We start from the raw sequence: 17,313 nt of genomic DNA on the forward strand, positions 1-17,313 counted from the left end.
GGGCGGATTCCGGCCACAGCAGCGGGGCGGGGAAGATTACGGGCCGGTACGCCGCTGGAACAGGCATGACTGCCACGCGAGGACACCGCATCACCGTCGAGCCGGACACCGAGCACGTCCGGGTCGTGCACGACGGACAGGTGCTGGCCGAGAGCCGCCGCCCGCTCGTGCTCCGCGAGACCGGCTGTCCGGTCCGCTACTACCTGCCACCCGAGGACGTCCGCACCGAGCTGCTTTCCCCGTCGGACACCAGCACGCACTGCCCGTTCAAGGGGGACGCCTCCTACTGGTCGCTGCCCGGGGCCGCCGATCTCGTCTGGGCCTACCCGGAACCGAGGCCCGAAGTCGCCGCGATCAAGGACCATTTCTGCTTCTACGCCGCGGAGACGGTGGCCGGCTGACCCGCGGTCCGGGCTCCGCGTTACGGGTTCCGGGTCCGGGTCCGGGCTCCGCGAGGTTTTCCCGCCGGAGCGATGAGTTTCCCGGACCGCTCCGGTCTCCTCTCCCATGGACAGGATTCTCTCCGCCGACGGCACCTCGATCGCCTACCGCCGCCAGGGCGAGGGGCCGCCGCTGGTGCTGGTCGGCGGGGCACTGAGCGCCGCGGCGGCCGACGCACCGCTGGCCGCCCTGCTCGCGCCGCGGTTCACGGTGCTCACCTACGACCGCCGGGGCCGGGGCGCCAGCGGTGACACCGGGCACTGCACCGTGGCACGGGAGATCGAGGATCTGGCCGCCGTCGTCGGTACAGCCGGGCCGGGCGCGTCGGTCTTCGGGATGTCGTCCGGCGGGGCGCTGGCCCTGGAGGCGGCGGCCGCCGGGCTCCCGGCGGAGCTCATCGCCGTGTACGAGCCGCCCTACACACCGGGCGCGTCCGGTCTGCTGTTCAAGGCCCGCTGCACGGTCCGGCTGCACCGGCTGCTGGCGGCCGGGGACCGGGGCGGGGCGGTGGAGCTTTTCCTGTCCATGACGGGCGTCGCCGACGAGACGGCCGCCCGGATGCGGCGCACACCGGTGTGGGCGGAGCTGGAGGCGATGGCGCACACCCTGGCGTACGACGACGCCCTGCTGGGCGACGGGGCGGTCCCGGTCGAGCGGTTCGCGGCCGTCGCCGCCCGGACGCTGGTGGTCTGCGGCGGCTTCAGCAGCACCCCGGCGCGCGCGGCGACCCGGACCCTGGCCGAGGCCCTGCCGCGCGGCCGGCACCGCACGCTGACGGGCCAGATGCGCGAGGTGGCGCCCCAGGTGATCGCCCCGGTGCTGGCGGGCTTCTTCGCCAAGGACGTGTACGCGTACCGGCAGGCGTCGTAGGCGGGCCCTGTCCGATCCGGCCGAAAGGCCGGGCGGGCCGTTGGCCTCGGCCGCCCGTCGGCCCGTGCGTCAGCCGCCCGTCGCCACCCGCTCGCGGCGGGCCGTCGTCGCGATGGTGGCCGATCCGACCACGCGCGTGCCGTCGTACAGGACTACCGCCTGGCCGGGGGCCACGCCCCGGACCGGCTCGGTGAAGGTGACGTTCAGCTCCGAGCCGTCCACCAGCTCGGCGGTGACCTCGGTCTCGCCGCCGTGGGCGCGGAGCTGAGCTGTGTACGTGCCCGGGCCGGCCGGGGGCGTACCGCACCAGCGGGGCTTGATGGCGGTCAGCGAGGTCACGTCGAGGGCCTCGACGGGGCCGACGGTGACGGTGTTGTTCACCGGGGAGATGTCGAGGACGTAGCGCGGCTTGCCGTCCGGGGCCGGGTGGCCGATCTTCAGGCCCTTGCGCTGGCCGATGGTGAAGCCGAACGCGCCCTCGTGGGTGCCCAGCTTCGTACCGGACTCGTCGAGGACGTCGCCCTCGGCCGGGCCGCCGAGGCGGTTCGCCAGGAAGCCCTGGGTGTCGCCGTCGGCGATGAAGCAGATGTCGTGGCTGTCGGGCTTCTTGGCGACGGCCAGGCCCCGGCGCTCGGCCTCGGCGCGGATCTCGTCCTTGGTAGTGAGGGTGTCGCCGAGCGGGAACATGGCGTGGGCGAGCTGCTTCTCGTCCAGGACGCCGAGCACATAGCTCTGGTCCTTGGCCATGTCGGAGGCGCGGTGCAGCTCGCGGCTGCCGTCCTCGGCGAGTACCACCGTGGCGTAGTGGCCGGTGCACACGGCGTCGAAGCCGAGGGCGAGGGCCTTGTCGAGGAGCGCGGCGAACTTGATCTTCTCGTTGCAGCGCAGGCAGGGGTTGGGCGTGCGCCCGGCCTCGTACTCCGCGACGAAGTCCTCGACGACGTCCTCGCGGAAGCGTTCCGCCAGGTCCCAGACGTAGAACGGGATACCGATGACGTCGGCCGCGCGGCGGGCGTCCCGGGAGTCCTCGATGGTGCAACAGCCGCGCGCCCCGGTCCGGAAGGACTGGGGGTTCGCGGACAGGGCGAGGTGGACACCGGTCACGTCGTGGCCCGCCTCGGCGGCACGGGCCGCGGCGACGGCGGAGTCCACGCCGCCCGACATCGCGGCGAGGACACGTAGGGGGCGCTGGGAAGTCTGAGTCATAGCTCCTCCAGGGTACGGGTCGCCGGGAACCGAACGCTCGCGGATAAGCGTTGACGACCACATGGGGAACAACGGGAGCACCCGGGCGTCGCGAAAGCCCTCGGGCAAGTCGTCGGGCAAGTCGTCGCGGAGGAAGCCCGCCGACGGCGTCAGCCGGCGCGCGCTGCTGATCGGCGGCGGTGCGGTGGCGGCCGCCGGCACGGCCGCCGTGCTCGCACGCGACAAGGTGAAGCGCCTGTGGTGGCAGGTGCCCGGCATCGAGAAGCCCCGGAAACCGGGCGAGCTGGACTACGCGGGGGCGACCTGGGTGGCCGCGTCGGAGGCGAACTGGCGACGTGCGGACCGCCCGGACGACTTCACGATCGACCGGGTGATCATCCATGTCACCCAGGGCAGTTTCGACAGCGCTGTGAAGGTGTTCCAGGATCCCGCCCACCGGGCCGCGACGCACTACATCGTGGGGCAGGACGGGCGGGTGGTGCAGATGATCCGCGAGCTGGACGTGGCGTACCAGGCGGGCAACCGCGCCTACAACGAGCGCGCCGTCGGCATCGAGCACGAGGGGTTCGTGGACCGGCCGGGAGACCTCACGAAGGCGATGTACGCGTCCTCGGCCCGGCTCACGGCGTCGATCTGTGCCCGGCACGACGTACCCATCGACCGGAAGCACATCATCGGGCATGTGGAGGTGCCGGGCACCGACCACACCGATCCGGGGCCGCACTGGGACTGGGACCGCTATCTGGAGCTGGTGCGGCGGGCCGCGACGGCGCCGCCCGCCCCTTCCCCCACGCCTTCGGCGAAGGCCGCCGGCTGACGGTCACGGGGGATGGCCCTCAGCTGAGCCCGGCCGTCCTCGCCCGCTCGACCGCCGGGCCGATCGCTCCGGCGAGCGCCTTCACGTCCTCCTCGGTCGAGGTGTGGCCGAGCGAGAAGCGCAGGGTGCCCCGGGCCAGGTCCGGGTCGGTGCCGGTGGCGAGGAGGACGTGGCTGGGCTGGGCGATCCCGGCGGTGCAGGCGGAGCCGGTGGAGCATTCGATGCCCTGGGCGTCCAGCAGCAGGAGGAGGGAGTCGCCCTCGCAGCCCGGGAAGCTGAAGTGGGCGTTGGCCGGGAGGCGTCCGGCCGGATCCGGGTCGCCGCCCAGCACGGCGTCCGGCACGGCCCGGCGCACGGCGGCCACGAGATCGTCGCGCAGGGAGCCCACGCGGCGGGCGAACTGCTCGCGCCGCTCGGCGGCCAGCCGTCCGGCGACGGCGAAGGAGGCGACGGCGGGCACGTCCAGAGTGCCGGAGCGCACATGGCGCTCCTGGCCTCCGCCGTGCAGCACGGGCACGGGGGTGTGGTCACGGCCCAGCAGCAGTGCGCCGATGCCGAACGGGCCGCCGATCTTGTGCCCGCTGACGGTCATCGCGGCCAGCCCGGAGCGGGCGAAGTCGACCTCCAGCTGACCGAAGGCCTGTACCGCGTCGGCATGCATGGGGATGGCGAACTCCGCGGCGACCGCCGCCAGTTCACGTACCGGCATGATGGTGCCGATCTCGTTGTTGGCCCACATGACGGTGATCATCGCGACGTCGTCGGGATTGCGGAGGATCGCCTCGCGCAGGTCTTCGGGGTGGACCCGGCCGTGGTGGTCGACGGGGAGGTAGTCGACGGTCGCGCCCTCGTGCTCGGCGAGCCAGTCGGCGGCGTCCAGCACGGCGTGGTGTTCGACGGGACCGGCGAGGACCCGCGTGCGGCGGGGGTCGGCATCGCGGCGGGACCAGTAGAGGCCCTTCACGGCGAGGTTGTCGGCCTCCGTGCCGCCGGAGGTGAGGACGACCTCGCTGGGGCGGGCGCCGAGGGCGTCGGCGAGGGCTTCTCTGGACTCCTCGACGGTACGGCGGGCCCGGCGTCCGGCGGCGTGCAGCGAGGACGCGTTGCCGGTGACGGAGAGCTGGGCGGTCATCGCCTCGATCGCTTCGGGAAGCATCGGGGTGGTCGCGGCGTGGTCGAGGTAGGCCATGGTGGGGCCGATTCTACGAGCCCCGGGTGGGGCGCATGCCGGGCGCGTCACGGCCCGGTGCCCGCGCACGCCCGCGCGAGGTGTGGCGGACCGGCTCGGAGGCCGGTCAGGGACCCCTTCCGGCGCACGTTCCTGAGCCCGACGGAGCCTGATCCGGAGCCCGATCCGGAACGGGGAGAGCGGCTCGCGGTGCCGCGTCGGGGGTGTGCGTCAGCCGCCGAGGCTCCAGGCGACCGTGCCGTCGGCGGTGACCAGGGCGGCGAGCACGGCGAGGTCGGCGACGCCCAGGGCGAGGCCGAGCCAGGCGCGTCCCCGGCGGCGGGTGCGGCGGGCCAGGGCCAGCAGCGCCATCACGATCGCGGTGGGCCCGAGCAGGATGTTGAAGACCAGCAGCCCGACGAGGCCGAGGACGAACGAGGCGACGGCAAGACCGTCCGCCTCCCGGCCCACGGCCCGGGAGGCGGGGGCCGGCGCGGCGGCATCGGGAGCGACGGCAGCATCGGTGCCGCCACCGGTCCCGGTATTCGTATCGGCGTCGGTCACGCGGCGGGCGGAGTCGGTGAGGGCCATGGTGCGAGCTCCTTCGGATCGGTCCGGGAAACGGCAGGCTCGGCGGGTGCGGGTGCGGGTGCGGCGGGACAGCGCAGAACAGTGCGGGACGGGTCAGCGGGTGCGACGCGCGGTGCGTTCGCGGACGGCGAAGACCATCAGCCAGCAGCCGATCACGGTCGCGGCGGCCAGGGTCAGCGACAGCGGGATGTGGGTGACCGCCCCGAGGACGATCCCCAGCAGGAGCAGCGCGGCGACGAGGACGAGCACGGCGGAACCTCTCTGTGCGACGACGAATACCGCTCGGAAGCGGGCCGGAAGCCATTCGGAGTACGAGTGTTCACTGACTTGGAAGTCTAAACCCCGGACCCCTTCCTCGACTCGGAGAACGGTTGTTTACTGAATGGCATGAGTCACATCACCGCCGGAATCCGCCAGGCCCAGAAGCTCAGGACCCGCCAGGCCCTCCTGGACGCCGCGCTCGTTCTGCTGGAGCACCAGAGCCTGAGCAGCCTGGGACTGCGGGAGGTCACCCGAGCCGCCGGGGTCACCCCGACGGCCTTCTACCGCCACTTCGAGGACACCGCCGCGCTCGGCGTCGCCCTGGTCGAGGAGACCCTGGGCAGCCTGCACGGGCTGATCGGCGCGGTGCTCGCGGAGACGGGCGACAGCGAGGAGCGGCTGGACCGCAGCGTGGAGGTGATAGCGCGCCATGTCGGCGCGCAGCCCGCCCACTTCCGGTTCATCGCCCGTGAGCAGCACGGCGGGGTCGGCCCGGTGCGCGAGGCGATCGCGACCCAGCTGCGGCGGTTCGCGGAGGAGGTGGCCTGCGCGCTCGGCCAGGAGCCGGGTTCCGCCGGATGGAACGAGGAGGACCTGCTGATGCTCGGCGGCCTCTACGTGGACCACATGGTGATCACCACGTCGACCCTGCTGGAGGCCGGGCCGGCGGGTGAGGCGGAGGTCGTCCGGGTGGCCCGGCGCCGGCTGCGGCTGGTCACCATCGGCCGTGCGCACTGGCTGGACGAGGGGTGACGTACGCACGGGCCGGACGAGAGGCGTGGAGACGCCACCGCCGCGCTTGACCCTCCCGCAACAGGAGGCTCTACGGTCCCCGGGTATGAAGATCGTCGTCCATGACACCGCCTCCGCCCTGCTCGACCTCCTGCACCGCCCCGTGGCCCAACGACCTGACGCCCTGCGCGAGATGCTCGCCCCGTTGCAGGAGGTGATGTCCCGGGCGGGGGTCGGAGACCTGGTCGAGACGCACCGCGCGGGCAGCGGGTTCCCGCTCGACCGGGACGGCGCCCGGTGCGCGGACCGCCGGCACCGTGCACGTCGTCCTGGTGCTCGGCGACCCGGACGACCCGCAGATGACCCTCAACCAGGGGTACTTCGGCCTCGGCGGCATCCCGGGCGCGATCCTGCTGATGATGTGGCCCACAGCGACCGGCCTGGCCAAGATCGAGCACGCCGCCGCCCACGAGCTGCACCACAACGTCCGCTACGCCAACGTGGTCTGGGACCCGATGGCGGTCACGGTCGGTGAACAGGTCGTGGCCGAGGGGCTGGCCGAGGCGTTCGTTCGGGAGCTGGCGGGCGAGGCCGCCATGGGCCCCTGGTCGACGTCCCTGTCCGGCGCGGAGCTGGACGAGGTCTCCGCGAAGGTGGCGGCCGGGATCGACGTCGCCGGGATGCCGAACCTCCCCGCGTACGTGTACGGCGACCGCACCACGCGCCATCTGGGGCAACGGTCAGTCGGGCTGCCGGACTTCGCCGGGTACGCGGCCGGGCTGCGCTTCGTGGACGCCCACCTCACGGTCTCCGGGCTGACCGCCGCAGCGAGCGTCGCCCTGCCCGCACGGGAGATCCTCACCAACGCGGGCGTGCCGACCACCGTGTGACCCGCCTCCGGAACCCGTACAACCGGCTGCGGGAGACTGGACCGATGAGGATCGAGGACCGGCGCCCCGATGAGCCGCCCGCCGACGGGCTGACCGTCGGACGGACGGCCGCGCTCGTCGGGGTCAGCGCGAAGACGCTGCACCACTGGGACACGATCGGCCTCGTGCGGCCGGTCGGGCGTACCCGGGCCGGCTACCGGGTGTACGGGGACGACGACGTCGCCCGGCTCCACCGGGTCCTCGTCTACCGGGAGATCGGCGTCCCGCTCGCCGCGATCGGGCGGCTCCTGGACGACCCGGCGGTCGACGCGCGCGAGCATCTGCACCGGCAGCGGGGGCGGCTCGTGGACCGGATCTCCCGGCTCGAGCGGATGGTCGGGGCGGTGGACCGCATGCTGCTGGAGTCGAAGCCCGGCATCCGGCTGACGCCCGGGGAGCAGGTGGAGATCTTCGGGGCCGACTGGCAGCCCGGCTGGGCCGAGGAGGCCGAGGAGCGGTGGGGCGGCACGGACCAGTGGGCGCAGTACGCGGAGCGGGCGGCCGGGATGAGCGCCGAGGACTGGAAGGACGTGGCGGCGGCCACCGAGGCCCTGACCGCCGACCTCGGCGGCGCGTACCGTTCCGGCGTCGCTCCCGGGTCGGATGTCGCGGACGCCCTCGCGGAGCGGCACCGCGCGCAGATCTCGACGTACTTCGACTGCACGTACGCCATGCAGGTCTGCATCGGCCGGACGTATGTCGCCGACCCCGGGTACGCCGCGCACTACGACGCGATCGCGCCGGGGCTCAACAGCTGGCTGTTCGCGGTGATCGCCGCGAACGCCCGGGCCCACGGCGTCGATCCGGAGTCCGCCGCCTGGGAGTGAGCGACGGCGGCGGGGCCGGGTCAGCCGCCGGCCGCGTACATCTCGACGACCTCGGCGGCGACCTCGGCCAACAGCGTGCGGGCCTCGGGCGGGTCGAGGACCTCCACGGCCGGCCCGAACGCGAGCAGGGACCGCACCCGGCCGACCTCGGACACCGCCGGCTCCGCCAGCAGCCACTCCCCCTGCTCCTCCCCCGGCCGGGGCGCGGCCGGTAAGGGCTCCCCGGTCAGCGCGGCCGCGTTCAATCGCCCGAACAGCTCCGGACGGGGGCGGTGGAACCGGACCCGCAGGCGTACGGCGGAGGGGCGCTGCTCCACCCCGGCGCGCAGCGTCTCCCACACCCCGGCCGGCTCCGCCCCGGCGCGCCGCCGCACGGGGTCCCCGGTGGGTTCGGCCGTATGGATCCGGTCGGCGCGGAAGAGGCGGGGGCCGCCGTCGAGGTCCGCGACCAGGTACCAGACGCCGGCCTTCACGACGAGGCCGTAGGGGTCGACGGTGTAGTCGCGCGGGGCGTCCGCGCCGCTGTGCCGGAGACGTCGAGGCGATCGGCCGGCTCGGTGGCGGGAACCGTGCCCCGGGTCTGGAGCAGCGGGAGGACGGAGAGCAGCCGGTCGGATTTCACCGGTCCATTTGATGGCCGGAGGACCCGGGCGCTGCGGCTGCTTGCCGCGTGGGGGGCCTGAGCCGTGCGGTGCCGGGCCCCCACACCGTACGGCTATGCGCTGCGCGGGGCCTTGGCGAGCTGGCGGGACTGGGCGACGAGGCGGTCGGCGCTGTCCCAGACCTCGGCGTCCTCCTCCAGGAAGCCGCCGGCGAGGTTGCGGGTGGTGATGGCGACGCGCAGCGGGCCCGGGGCGGGGCGGCAGCGGATGTGGGTGGTCAGCTCGACGGTGGGGGTCCAGCCGGTCAGGCCCAGTTCGAACGAGGTCGGGGGCAGGGCGTCCACGGTGAGCAGCAGCGACAGCGGGTCCGGGTCGCGGCCGTCGGCCAGGCCGAACCAGCCGCGCATCTCGCCCTTGCCGGACGGGGCTCCGACGGCCCAGCCGACGGTCGCCGGGTCGAGCTTGATGTCGAGGCGGTCGGTGATGGCGGAACTGCCGGGGATCCTGGGCGCGCCGTCGCTCGGGCCGAGGCAGTGGTCCCGGTCGGGCATGGCGGGCGGGAGTGCCGTCGTACGGACGTCGTCGGGGAGCGTGTCCAGGTCGCCGTAGGTGGCCAGGACCCGGATGCGCTCGATCTCGCTGCCGTCCTCGGCGTACTGGAAGAGGGAGGCCTGGCCCGTGGAGAGGGTGCGGCCGGCGCGGACGGTCTGGGTGCGCACGACGGCGGGGCCCGGCACGGAGGCGGTGAGGTAGTGCGCCGAGACGGAGAACGGGTCGGGGTGCGGCAGGGCCTCGCCCAGGGCCCGGCCGAGCAGGGCCAGCAGATAGCCGCCGTTGACGGCCTGGATGATGGTCCAGCCCGCGGAGAGCTCGGCGTCGTAGACGCCCGCCTCGCGCAGGGTGACCGCGGTGTCCCGGTCGAACTCGCTGTCGCCGATGGTTGCCCGTGCGGTCTGCGCCGCCTCAGTCGCTGCCTGTGCCATGGCATGCACGGTACATCGAACACCCTACTAAGCGGTAGCTTTCAAGCTGCGCACTTCTCGGCCACGTGGCCGCCCGGGACCCGCTCACGCGATCCGCCGGACTTCCCTAGCCCTCCTCGGCCCGTGCGGAGGAGCGGTTGTACGCACGCGGCGCCCGCCAGTGGAAGCGCAGCGCCAGCAGGCGCAGGGAGAACGCGCAGATCGCCGCCAGGCTGCTGGTCAGGGCGTTGAGGGTGTCGAAGCGGATACACAGGACCACCATGGTCGCCCCGACGATCGCGGGCACCGCGTACAGGTCGCGGTCCCAGCGCAGCAGCGAGGGCACCTCGTTGGCCAGCACGTCGCGCAGCACGCCGCCACCGACCGCGGTGGCCAGGCCGAGCGCCGCCGACGCCGTGAGCCCGAGGCCGTACTCGTACGCCTTGACCGTGCCGGCCACGCAGAACAGCCCGAGCCCCGCCGCGTCGAAGACGTTGACGCCGGCCTGGATGCGCTCCACGTGCGGGTGGAGGAAGAAGACCAGCACGGCGGCGAACAGCGGGGTGATGAAGTAGCCGAGGTCGGTGAAGGCGGCAGGCGGGATCGCGCCGATCATCACGTCACGGAACAGCCCTCCGCCCAGCGCTGTCACCTCCGCGAGGACCGCGATGCCGAAGACATCGAAGTTCTTGCGGACGGCGAGCAGGGCGCCCGAGATCGCGAAGACGAAGATCCCGGCGATGTCGAGCGCATGCTGGACGGAGGGCGTGAACAGTTCGGTGAGCACCAGGCAATTGTGCCGGTCCTAGGGCCTTTCGTTTGGATCAGGTCGGATCAGGGAGCGGGGTCCGGTGCGTGCAGCTGCAAGGCGGAGGACTGAGTCAACGCGGAGCGTTGGTGATTGACGACAACGCCGCAGATGCGCGTGCCGGACCCCGCGAGCCCGACATGATCCAAACGAGAGGCCCTAGTCCTGGGCTCCGTCCTTGGCCGGTGCCGCGACAGGCGCGTCGCCCTGGCCCGGCACCTTCGCGGGGGCCTCGGCCTCCGCGACATCGGCCTCTCCCTCCGGCACCTCCACCGCTTCGGCCGCCGCGGTTTCCGTGCCGGTGACCGCCTCGGTGCCGGTGGCCAGGGCCTGCTTCACCGTCCCGGCCTCGATCTCGGCCGTGAAGTGGCAGGCCACCTTGTGCCCGTCGCCGGTGTCCAGCAGCGGCGGGCGCTCCGTGGCGCACTTGGTCTCCTGCACCCACGGACAGCGGGTGTGGAAGCGGCAGCCCGTCGGCGGGTTGGCCGGGGAGGGCAGGTCGCCGTGGAGCAGGATCCGCTCGCGGCGGTCCTCGACCTCGGGGTCGGGCACCGGGACCGCCGACATCAGCGCCTTGGTGTACGGGTGCCGGGGCCCCGCGTACAGCGCGTCGCTCGGGGCCTCCTCGACGAGCCCGCCGAGGTACATCACCCCGATGACGTCCGAGATGTGCCGGACGACCGCGAGGTCGTGCGCGATGACCAGGTAGGTCAGGCCCAGCGACTCCTGGAGCTCCTCCAGCAGGTTGATCACCTGTGCCTGGACCGAGACGTCCAGCGCGGACACCGGCTCGTCGCAGATGATCACGTCCGGCTCCAGGACCAGGGCGCGGGCGATGCCGATGCGCTGGCGCTGGCCGCCGGAGAACTCGTGCGGGTAGCGGGACATCGCGTTGGACGGCAGGCCGACCTTGGCGAGGATGTCCTTGATCTTCTCCCGGCGCTCCGCCGAGTCCTTCCCGATGCCGTGGGCGGCCATGCCCTCGGCGAGGATGGACTCGATGTTCTGCCGGGGATTGAGGCTGCCCAGCGGGTCCTGGAAGACCATCTGGAGACGGCGGCGGAAGGCCCGCATCTCCTCGGAGGGCAGCTTCGCCAGGTCGGTGCCGTCGAAGACGACCCCGCCCTCGGTGATGTCGTTCAGCCGCAGTACCGCGCGGCCGAGCGTCGTCTTGCCGCAGCCCGACTCGCCGACCAGCCCGTACGTCTGGCCGGCCTCGACGCTCAGCGAGACGCCGTCGACCGCGTAGACGTGGCCCACCGTACGGTCGAAGAAGAGGCCCTTCTTGACCGGGAAGTGGACTTTGACGCCGTCCAGTTCGAGAAGGCTCATGCCGGGACCTCCGCCTTGGGCAGGACCGGGTTGACGCAGCGCACCTGGTGTCCGGCCGTGCGTGGTTCGGTCAGTTCGGGGGTGCCGGTGAGGCACTCCATCGTGTAGTGGTCGCACCGGGGTGCGAACGCGCAGCCGTCGGCCCAGGCGATCTTGTCGTTGATGGACCCGCGGATCGGGTGCAGCGGTTCGCCGCGCGGCGCGTCGAGGCGCGGGATGGAGCCGAGCAGCCCGTGCGCGTACGGGTGGGTGGGGTGGGCGAACAGCTCGCGGCGGCCCGCCGATTCCACCGCCCGGCCGGCGTACAGGACGTTGACCTCGTCGCAGAGACCGGCGACGACACCGAGGTCGTGCGTGATCATCAGCAGGGCGGTGCCCTCCTGGTCGACCAGCTCCTTCAGGAGCTCCAGGATCTGTGCCTGGATGGTCACGTCCAGGGCTGTCGTCGGCTCGTCGGCGATCAGCATCCGGGGGGCGCAGGCGACCGCCATGGCGATCAGCGCCCGCTGACGCATACCGCCGGAGAGCTGGTGCGGGTACTCCTTGAGCCGCCGGTCCGGGTCGGGGATACCGACCCGGTCGAGCAGGGACGCGGCTTCCTTGCGGGCCTTCTCGCCCTTCAGCCCGCGGTGGCGCTGGAGGATCTCGGTGACCTGGATCCCGATGGGGACGACCGGGTTCAGTGAGGAGAGGGGGTCCTGGAAGATCATCGCGAGCTGGCTGCCGCGCAGATCGCGGAGCTTGCGCTCGTTCATGGTCAGCAGGTTCCGGCCGTCGAACTCGGCACGGCCGCCGATCCTCGCGGCCTTGCGGGGCAGCAGCCCCATCAGGGCGAGCGAGGTGACGGACTTGCCGCAGCCCGACTCGCCGACCAGGCCCACGACCTGGCCCTGGTCGACCTCGAAGGAGACACCGTCCACGGCCGTGGCGTCCTTGCGGCCGCGGGCGGTGAAGGTGACGCTGAGTTCCTCAACGGAGAGCAGTGACATGGGACTTCAGCCTCGCAACTTCGGGTCGAGGGCTTCGCGCATGGCCTCGCCGAGCAGGGTGAAGCCGAGGGCGGTGATGATGATGCCGACAGCCGGGTAGGCGGCCATCATCGGGTCGTTGTCGAAGAAGCGCTGTGCCTGGGAGAGCATCACGCCCCACTCGGGAATGGCCGGGTCGGGGTTGCCGAGGCCCAGGTAGGACAGGGCCGCGGCCTCGATGATCGCGGTGGCCAGGCTCAGGGTGGCCTGGACGATCACGGGGCTCAGCGAGTTCGGCAGGATCTGGGTCAGCACGATCCGCTTGCGCCGGATACCGACCGCCTTCGCGGCGAGCACGTAGTCGGCGCCGCCCTGGACCAGCATCGAACCGCGCAGCAGGCGGGCGAAGATGGGGATCTGGACGACACCGACGGCGATCATCACGGTGGTCAGCGACTGGCCGAGGACCGCGGCGATGGAAACCGCGAGCAGCAGCGACGGCAGCGACAGCATGATGTCGGTGAAGCGCATGATGACGGTGTCGACGCGCTGACCCACCTTGCCGCCGAGGGTGGCGGCGGCGCCGGAGAGGACGCCGACGGTGGCGCCGACGATCAGGCCGATGAGCATGGAGACCACACCGACGAGCAGCGTCTGCCGCGCTCCGACGAGCCAGCGGGAGAACATGTCGCGGCCCAGGTGGTCCAGGCCGAACCAGTTCTCGCCGCGCATGCCGACAAACTTGCCCTGGTTGGGGAAGACCTCGCTGCGCCAGTTCTGCGCGGTGGGGCCGTGGGGGGCCAGCATCGGTCCGACGACGGCGACGAGGACGAACACGCCGATGATGACCGCGCCGATGATCGCCATCTTGCTGGAGCGCATGCGGCGGAAGGCCTCACGCCACAGACTGGTGCCGGTGACCGTCTCCGAGCTCTGGGTCAGCTCGGCGAGACGGTCGATCTTGTCTGCTTGGTTGGTCAGGATCGTCACGTCAGTGCACCCGCACTCTCGGGTCGATGATGCTGTACGCGAGGTCGACCAGGAGGTTGATGAGCACGTACACCATCGCGATGAAGAGAATGAATCCGACGAGGACCGGGTAGTCGCGGCCGTCGATCGCGGTACGGATGAAGGAACCCAGGCCGCCGAAGTCGAAGACGGACTCGGTGAGCACCGCACCGGAGAGCAGGCTGCCGGTCAGCAGGCCGACCGCGGTGATCACGGGGAGCAGGGCGTTGCGCAGTACGTGGCGCCCGCGCACGGTCTTCTTGTCGAGGCCCTTGGACTCGGCAGTGCGGATGTAGTCCTCGCCGAGCACCTCCAGGACACTGGCGCGGGTCATCCGGACGATGACGGCGAGCGGGATCGAGGCCAGGGCGACGGCGGGCAGGATCAAGTGCATGATCGCGTTCCAGCTCGCGTCGAACTCGCCGGTCAACAGGCCGTCCAGGACGGCGAATCCGGTGACGTCGGTGGCGTTGAGGCCGGAGTCGAGCCGGCCCTGGCTCGGGAACCACCGCAGCTGTACGGAGAAGATCCCGCGCAGCAGCACGGCCAGGAAGAAGACGGGGATGCAGATGCCGAGCAGTGATCCGGAGACGGAGGCCACGTCCAGCCAGCCGCCGCGGTGCTTGGCCGCGAGGTAACCCATCGGGATGCCCACGACGACGGCGATCAGAATCGCCGCGATGCTCAACTCCACCGTGGCGGGGAAGGCGCGGGTGAATTCGTCCCACACCGGCTGGCCGGTCTGGGTGGAGGTTCCGAGGTCGAGCTCGAAGATGCGCTTGAGGAACCGCCAGTACTGGACGTGGACCGGCTCGTCGAGTCCGAGGGCCCGGTTGATTCTCGCTACTTCGGCTTCGGTGGCCCGCTCGCCCAGGATCGCTGTGGCGGGTCCGCCGGGCAGTCGGTTCAGCCAGAGGAACAGCAGGACCGACAGGCCGAGCAGGGTGGGAATGAGCTGGAGAAGTCTTCTTACGACGAGTCGCAGCACCCCGCATGCCCCTTTCTCACGTGCGTCGATGCGGGTCCGCCCGGCCACCTGGTTGCTGTGGCCGGGCGGACCCGCTGGTGTGCGATTACTTGAAGGAGACCTCGGCGAAGTTCTCCTGCGTCAGCGGGGAGACCTTCGGCGGGTTGACGTTCTTGGCGAACGCGATCGCCGGCGGGGACGAGGAGATCGGCACGCCCGGGACGTACTCCATGATCGTCTCGTTGGCCTTCTTGTAGGCCTCGGTGCGCTCGGTGGAGTCGGTGGCCTTGGAGGCCGCGTTCACGGCGTCGAAGACCTTCTGGTCCTTGAAGCCCCACTGCTTGTCGGGCCCGGCGAACCAGGTGCCGATGAAGTTGTAGCCGTCGTTGAAGTCACCGGTCCAGCCGAGCAGGTGCAGGGCGCAGGAGCCGGCCTCGGTGGCGTCCAGGTAGTCCGGGGCCCACTTCATGGCCTTCGGCGTGACGGTGATGCCGGCCTTCTCCAGGTCGGCCTTCATCAGCTCGAACAGGTCCTGCGGGGCAGGCATGTACGGGCGGGTGACCTCGGTCGGGTAGCAGAACTCGATGTTCAGCTTCTCCTCACCGGCCTGCTTGAGGAGGTCCTTCGCCTTGGCGGTGTCGAACGGGTACGTCTTCACCTTGTCCGAGTAGCCGGCGACCGTGTCGGGCATGAACTGGGTGCCGACCTTGCCGCCCTCGGGCAGCTGGGTGTTGACGAGGTTCTCACGGTCGATGGCGTGCGTGATCGCCTGACGGACATCGAGCTTCTTCAGCGCCGGGTTCGCCGACTGGCTCATGCCGACGTAGAAGATGTTGAAGACGTCACGGGTCGGAACCTCGTAACCCTCCTTCTCCAGCGTCGTCACATCGGCCGGCGCGACCAGGTCGTAGCCGTCGATGTCACCCGCCTGGAGCGCCTGGCGGCGGGTCTCCTCGGTGGAGATGGTGCGGAAGACCAGGTTCTTCACCTTGGCCTTGTCGCCCCAGTAGTCGTCGAAGCGTTCCAGGGAGACTTCCTTGTTCCCCTTGTTCCACTTCACGATCTTGTACGGGCCGGTGCCGGCGACCGTGCCGGCCTCCTGGCTGTACTTGGGGTACGTGATCGCGTCGCCCTTGGCCGTCGCGTCCTGCTTCGCGTACTCCTTGAGCGCCTTCGGCGAGTGGATCGCGAGCGCCTGGAGGGAGAATCCGCCCGGCAGGTTCGCCGAGGGCTCGTTCACCTCGATGACGGCCGTGTTGTCGTCCTCGGCGGTGCAGGACTTGTAGTTCGGCTTGGGCGTCTCGGCGTCCTCGTTCTTCGCGAACCCGCCCATGATGGTCTGCCAGTAGTAGGAGACCGCGCTGGACTGGTACGTGCCCTTCCAGTTGAACCAGTAGTCGTAGTTCGCGCAGACCGCGGCGGCGTTGAACGTCTCGCCGTCGTGGAACTTCACGCCCTCGCGCAGGTTGAACGTCCAGACCTTGCCGGCCGGGTCGCTCTCCCAGTTCTCGGCGAGGCCGCCGACCAGCTTGCTGCCGCCGGGCTCGTGCTCCAGCAGCGCCTCGAAGGCCTGACGGGTGACGCGGAACGTCTCGCCGTCGCTCGCGAGGGCCGGGTCGAGGGAGCCGGGGTCACCGGATCCGGCGAAGACGAAGGTGTCCTTGTCGCCCCCCTTGGAGCCGCCCTCGTCCCGCTCGCTGGAACAGCCCGTGGCGATCAGCCCGACAGCGACCGCTGTCGTGATCGCCCGGACAGCCCGGGACTTGAATATGCGCATGGGTCCACCCCTGGTTCGCCATGTGGTGAGGTTTGATGGCCGCACACTACAGACGGTGCCTGCCGCAAGAGAACAGTCCGGATAGCGGTGAGACCTAGTCGAGACCCGGACGGTTAACAAACCGTCCAGATCCGGGACATCCTCACGTTGGAAGTTAACAAGCCGGACATCGCTGGGTGTTCGACGGAGGGTGACCGGAGTCAGAGGGCGCGACTGACCGCTCCGCCCCGGTCGGGGGCGGGGCGGAGCGCCCGCGCGCCCCGGCGTCCCGCTCGCCGCCGTTCAGCGGGGCTGGGGCGGGTATCCGTATCCGGGGGCGGCGGGCGGCGGACCGGCGGGGGCGTGCGCCTCGCGGTCGTAGAACGGACGGGCGTTCGCGCGCAGCCACATGCCGACCGGGTCGTACTCGTCGGACATGGCGACGGTGGAGACGGGCAGCCCCTCGGGGACCGCCCCGACCGACTGCCGCATCATCTCGCGCACCGATTCGACGGAGGCGCGGCCGGTGTCGTAGAGGTCGAGGCCGATCGCGAGATACGGGACGCCGACCGCCGGGTGCACCCAGGCGCGGCGCAGGGAACGGATCACGGGGGTGCGGTGGGCGTTCTGGGTGAGCAGGGCGTAGAACTGCGGGAGTTCGATGGCGGGGTCGGAGAGCCGGAGCGGTCCGGCGGGCAGCCGGTCCAGGCCGGTGGCGATGCGCCGCAGGTCGAGCCAGGGGATGCCGACACCGCCGCCGGGGGCATGCGGATTCAGCCAGATGCCCCAGCGGTCGGGGAAGAGGGCGCGGGCGATATCACGTCCGGTGACCAGCTCGTGGGCACGGTTCCAGCCGCTGGCGGAGAGCTCCTGGGCGGAGGTGACACAGGGGGCGTAACCCAGGCCGTCGATCTCCATGCTCCCGTACTGGGCGTCCGGTGAGCCGGCCGCGCCGTGCCAGAGCAGCATCCAGATCCGGCCCTCGGCGACCGCGGCGAGCAGCGCCTCGTAGGTGTCGTAACGCCCGGGGGTCACCTGGCGCAGCATGTGCTCGACCTTCCCGGCCGC

19 protein-coding genes and 1 pseudogene are annotated in these 17,313 nt (G+C 71.5%); 6 read left to right on the plus strand and 14 right to left on the minus strand.

Annotated elements, in window-relative coordinates; translation table 11 throughout:
* The first annotated feature begins 65 nt into the window (after window positions 1-65).
* A complete protein-coding gene (locus B9S58_RS18295; protein WP_103533205.1) occupies window positions 66-401 on the plus strand; it encodes a DUF427 domain-containing protein in 336 nt (111 codons plus the stop codon).
* A 106-nt stretch (window positions 402-507) separates the two neighbouring features.
* Entirely contained in the window at window positions 508-1,311 is an 804-nt protein-coding gene (locus B9S58_RS18300; RefSeq protein WP_103533206.1) for an alpha/beta fold hydrolase, read from the plus strand.
* A 69-nt stretch (window positions 1,312-1,380) separates the two neighbouring features.
* Here the strand turns inward: B9S58_RS18300 and mnmA are convergent, their stop codons facing one another.
* Complete coding sequence (mnmA, locus tag B9S58_RS18305) at window positions 1,381-2,517, minus strand: tRNA 2-thiouridine(34) synthase MnmA (RefSeq protein ID WP_103533207.1); 1,137 nt, start codon at window positions 2,515-2,517, stop codon at window positions 1,381-1,383.
* A gap of 61 nt (window positions 2,518-2,578) precedes the next feature.
* On the opposite strand from mnmA, the gene B9S58_RS18310 reads away from it, so the two are divergent.
* On the plus strand, window positions 2,579-3,334 hold the full coding sequence (locus B9S58_RS18310; protein ID WP_103533208.1) for an N-acetylmuramoyl-L-alanine amidase: 756 nt from the start codon (window positions 2,579-2,581) through the stop codon (window positions 3,332-3,334).
* Window positions 3,335-3,353: 19 nt separating this feature from the next.
* Here B9S58_RS18310 and B9S58_RS18315 read toward each other — a convergent pair whose 3' ends face one another.
* From B9S58_RS18315 to B9S58_RS38040, 3 genes are all read right to left on the minus strand, one after another.
* Complete coding sequence (locus B9S58_RS18315) at window positions 3,354-4,523, minus strand: cysteine desulfurase family protein (RefSeq protein ID WP_103533209.1); 1,170 nt, start codon at window positions 4,521-4,523, stop codon at window positions 3,354-3,356.
* A gap of 210 nt (window positions 4,524-4,733) precedes the next feature.
* Window positions 4,734-5,093 carry a hypothetical protein gene (locus B9S58_RS18320; RefSeq protein ID WP_103533210.1) on the minus strand — a complete coding sequence of 120 codons (360 nt, stop codon included), beginning with the start codon at window positions 5,091-5,093 and terminating at the stop codon, window positions 4,734-4,736.
* A 93-nt stretch (window positions 5,094-5,186) separates the two neighbouring features.
* Window positions 5,187-5,342, minus strand: coding sequence for a hypothetical protein (locus B9S58_RS38040; protein ID WP_181009358.1), 156 nt, complete (start codon window positions 5,340-5,342; stop codon window positions 5,187-5,189).
* Between the two features lie 138 nt (window positions 5,343-5,480).
* Between B9S58_RS38040 and B9S58_RS18325 the strand changes: the two genes are divergently transcribed.
* The 3 genes and pseudogenes from B9S58_RS18325 to B9S58_RS18335 all read left to right on the plus strand — a co-directional run bounded on the left by B9S58_RS18325 (window position 5,481) and on the right by B9S58_RS18335 (window position 7,842).
* Window positions 5,481-6,107 carry a TetR family transcriptional regulator gene (locus tag B9S58_RS18325; protein ID WP_103533211.1) on the plus strand — a complete coding sequence of 209 codons (627 nt, stop codon included), beginning with the start codon at window positions 5,481-5,483 and terminating at the stop codon, window positions 6,105-6,107.
* A gap of 85 nt (window positions 6,108-6,192) precedes the next feature.
* A pseudogene (locus B9S58_RS18330) lies at window positions 6,193-6,976 on the plus strand (DUF2268 domain-containing protein).
* A gap of 44 nt (window positions 6,977-7,020) precedes the next feature.
* On the plus strand, window positions 7,021-7,842 hold the full coding sequence (locus B9S58_RS18335; RefSeq protein WP_103533232.1) for a MerR family transcriptional regulator: 822 nt from the start codon (window positions 7,021-7,023) through the stop codon (window positions 7,840-7,842).
* A gap of 20 nt (window positions 7,843-7,862) precedes the next feature.
* Here the strand turns inward: B9S58_RS18335 and B9S58_RS39185 are convergent, their stop codons facing one another.
* From B9S58_RS39185 to B9S58_RS18380, 10 genes are all read right to left on the minus strand, one after another.
* Window positions 7,863-8,315: a YafY family protein gene (locus B9S58_RS39185; protein WP_258044681.1), complete on the minus strand. Its 453-nt coding sequence runs from the start codon at window positions 8,313-8,315 to the stop codon at window positions 7,863-7,865.
* A complete protein-coding gene (locus tag B9S58_RS39190; RefSeq protein WP_258044682.1) occupies window positions 8,312-8,464 on the minus strand; it encodes a hypothetical protein in 153 nt (50 codons plus the stop codon). The genes B9S58_RS39185 and B9S58_RS39190 overlap by 4 nt, the downstream gene beginning before the upstream one ends.
* A gap of 93 nt (window positions 8,465-8,557) precedes the next feature.
* Window positions 8,558-9,427, minus strand: coding sequence for a thioesterase family protein (locus tag B9S58_RS18345; RefSeq protein WP_181009359.1), 870 nt, complete (start codon window positions 9,425-9,427; stop codon window positions 8,558-8,560).
* A 106-nt stretch (window positions 9,428-9,533) separates the two neighbouring features.
* A complete protein-coding gene (locus B9S58_RS18350; RefSeq protein WP_103533214.1) occupies window positions 9,534-10,193 on the minus strand; it encodes a trimeric intracellular cation channel family protein in 660 nt (219 codons plus the stop codon).
* A 180-nt stretch (window positions 10,194-10,373) separates the two neighbouring features.
* The gene (locus B9S58_RS18355) at window positions 10,374-11,546 is read right to left on the minus strand and encodes an ABC transporter ATP-binding protein (protein ID WP_103533215.1); all 1,173 of its coding nucleotides are present in this window, start codon (window positions 11,544-11,546) and stop codon (window positions 10,374-10,376) included.
* Window positions 11,543-12,535: an ABC transporter ATP-binding protein gene (locus B9S58_RS18360; RefSeq protein ID WP_103533216.1), complete on the minus strand. Its 993-nt coding sequence runs from the start codon at window positions 12,533-12,535 to the stop codon at window positions 11,543-11,545. Before B9S58_RS18360 ends, B9S58_RS18355 begins: the two co-directional genes overlap by 4 nt.
* Window positions 12,536-12,541: 6 nt before the next feature.
* Window positions 12,542-13,504 (minus strand): ABC transporter permease, encoded by a 963-nt coding sequence (locus tag B9S58_RS18365; RefSeq protein WP_103533217.1) that lies wholly within the window; start codon window positions 13,502-13,504, stop codon window positions 12,542-12,544.
* 1 nt (window position 13,505) lies between these two features.
* Window positions 13,506-14,510, minus strand: coding sequence for an ABC transporter permease (locus B9S58_RS18370; RefSeq protein ID WP_103533218.1), 1,005 nt, complete (start codon window positions 14,508-14,510; stop codon window positions 13,506-13,508).
* Window positions 14,511-14,595: 85 nt separating this feature from the next.
* Entirely contained in the window at window positions 14,596-16,266 is a 1,671-nt protein-coding gene (locus B9S58_RS18375) for an ABC transporter substrate-binding protein (RefSeq protein WP_103533219.1), read from the minus strand.
* Window positions 16,267-16,548: 282 nt separating this feature from the next.
* Window positions 16,549-17,292: an enhanced serine sensitivity protein SseB C-terminal domain-containing protein gene (locus B9S58_RS18380; protein ID WP_181009362.1), complete on the minus strand. Its 744-nt coding sequence runs from the start codon at window positions 17,290-17,292 to the stop codon at window positions 16,549-16,551.
* Window positions 17,293-17,313 lie beyond the last annotated feature (21 nt).

Origin of the sequence: Streptomyces sp. SM11, from assembly GCF_002910905.1 — a bacterium.
Lineage (GTDB): Bacteria > Actinomycetota > Actinomycetes > Streptomycetales > Streptomycetaceae > Streptomyces.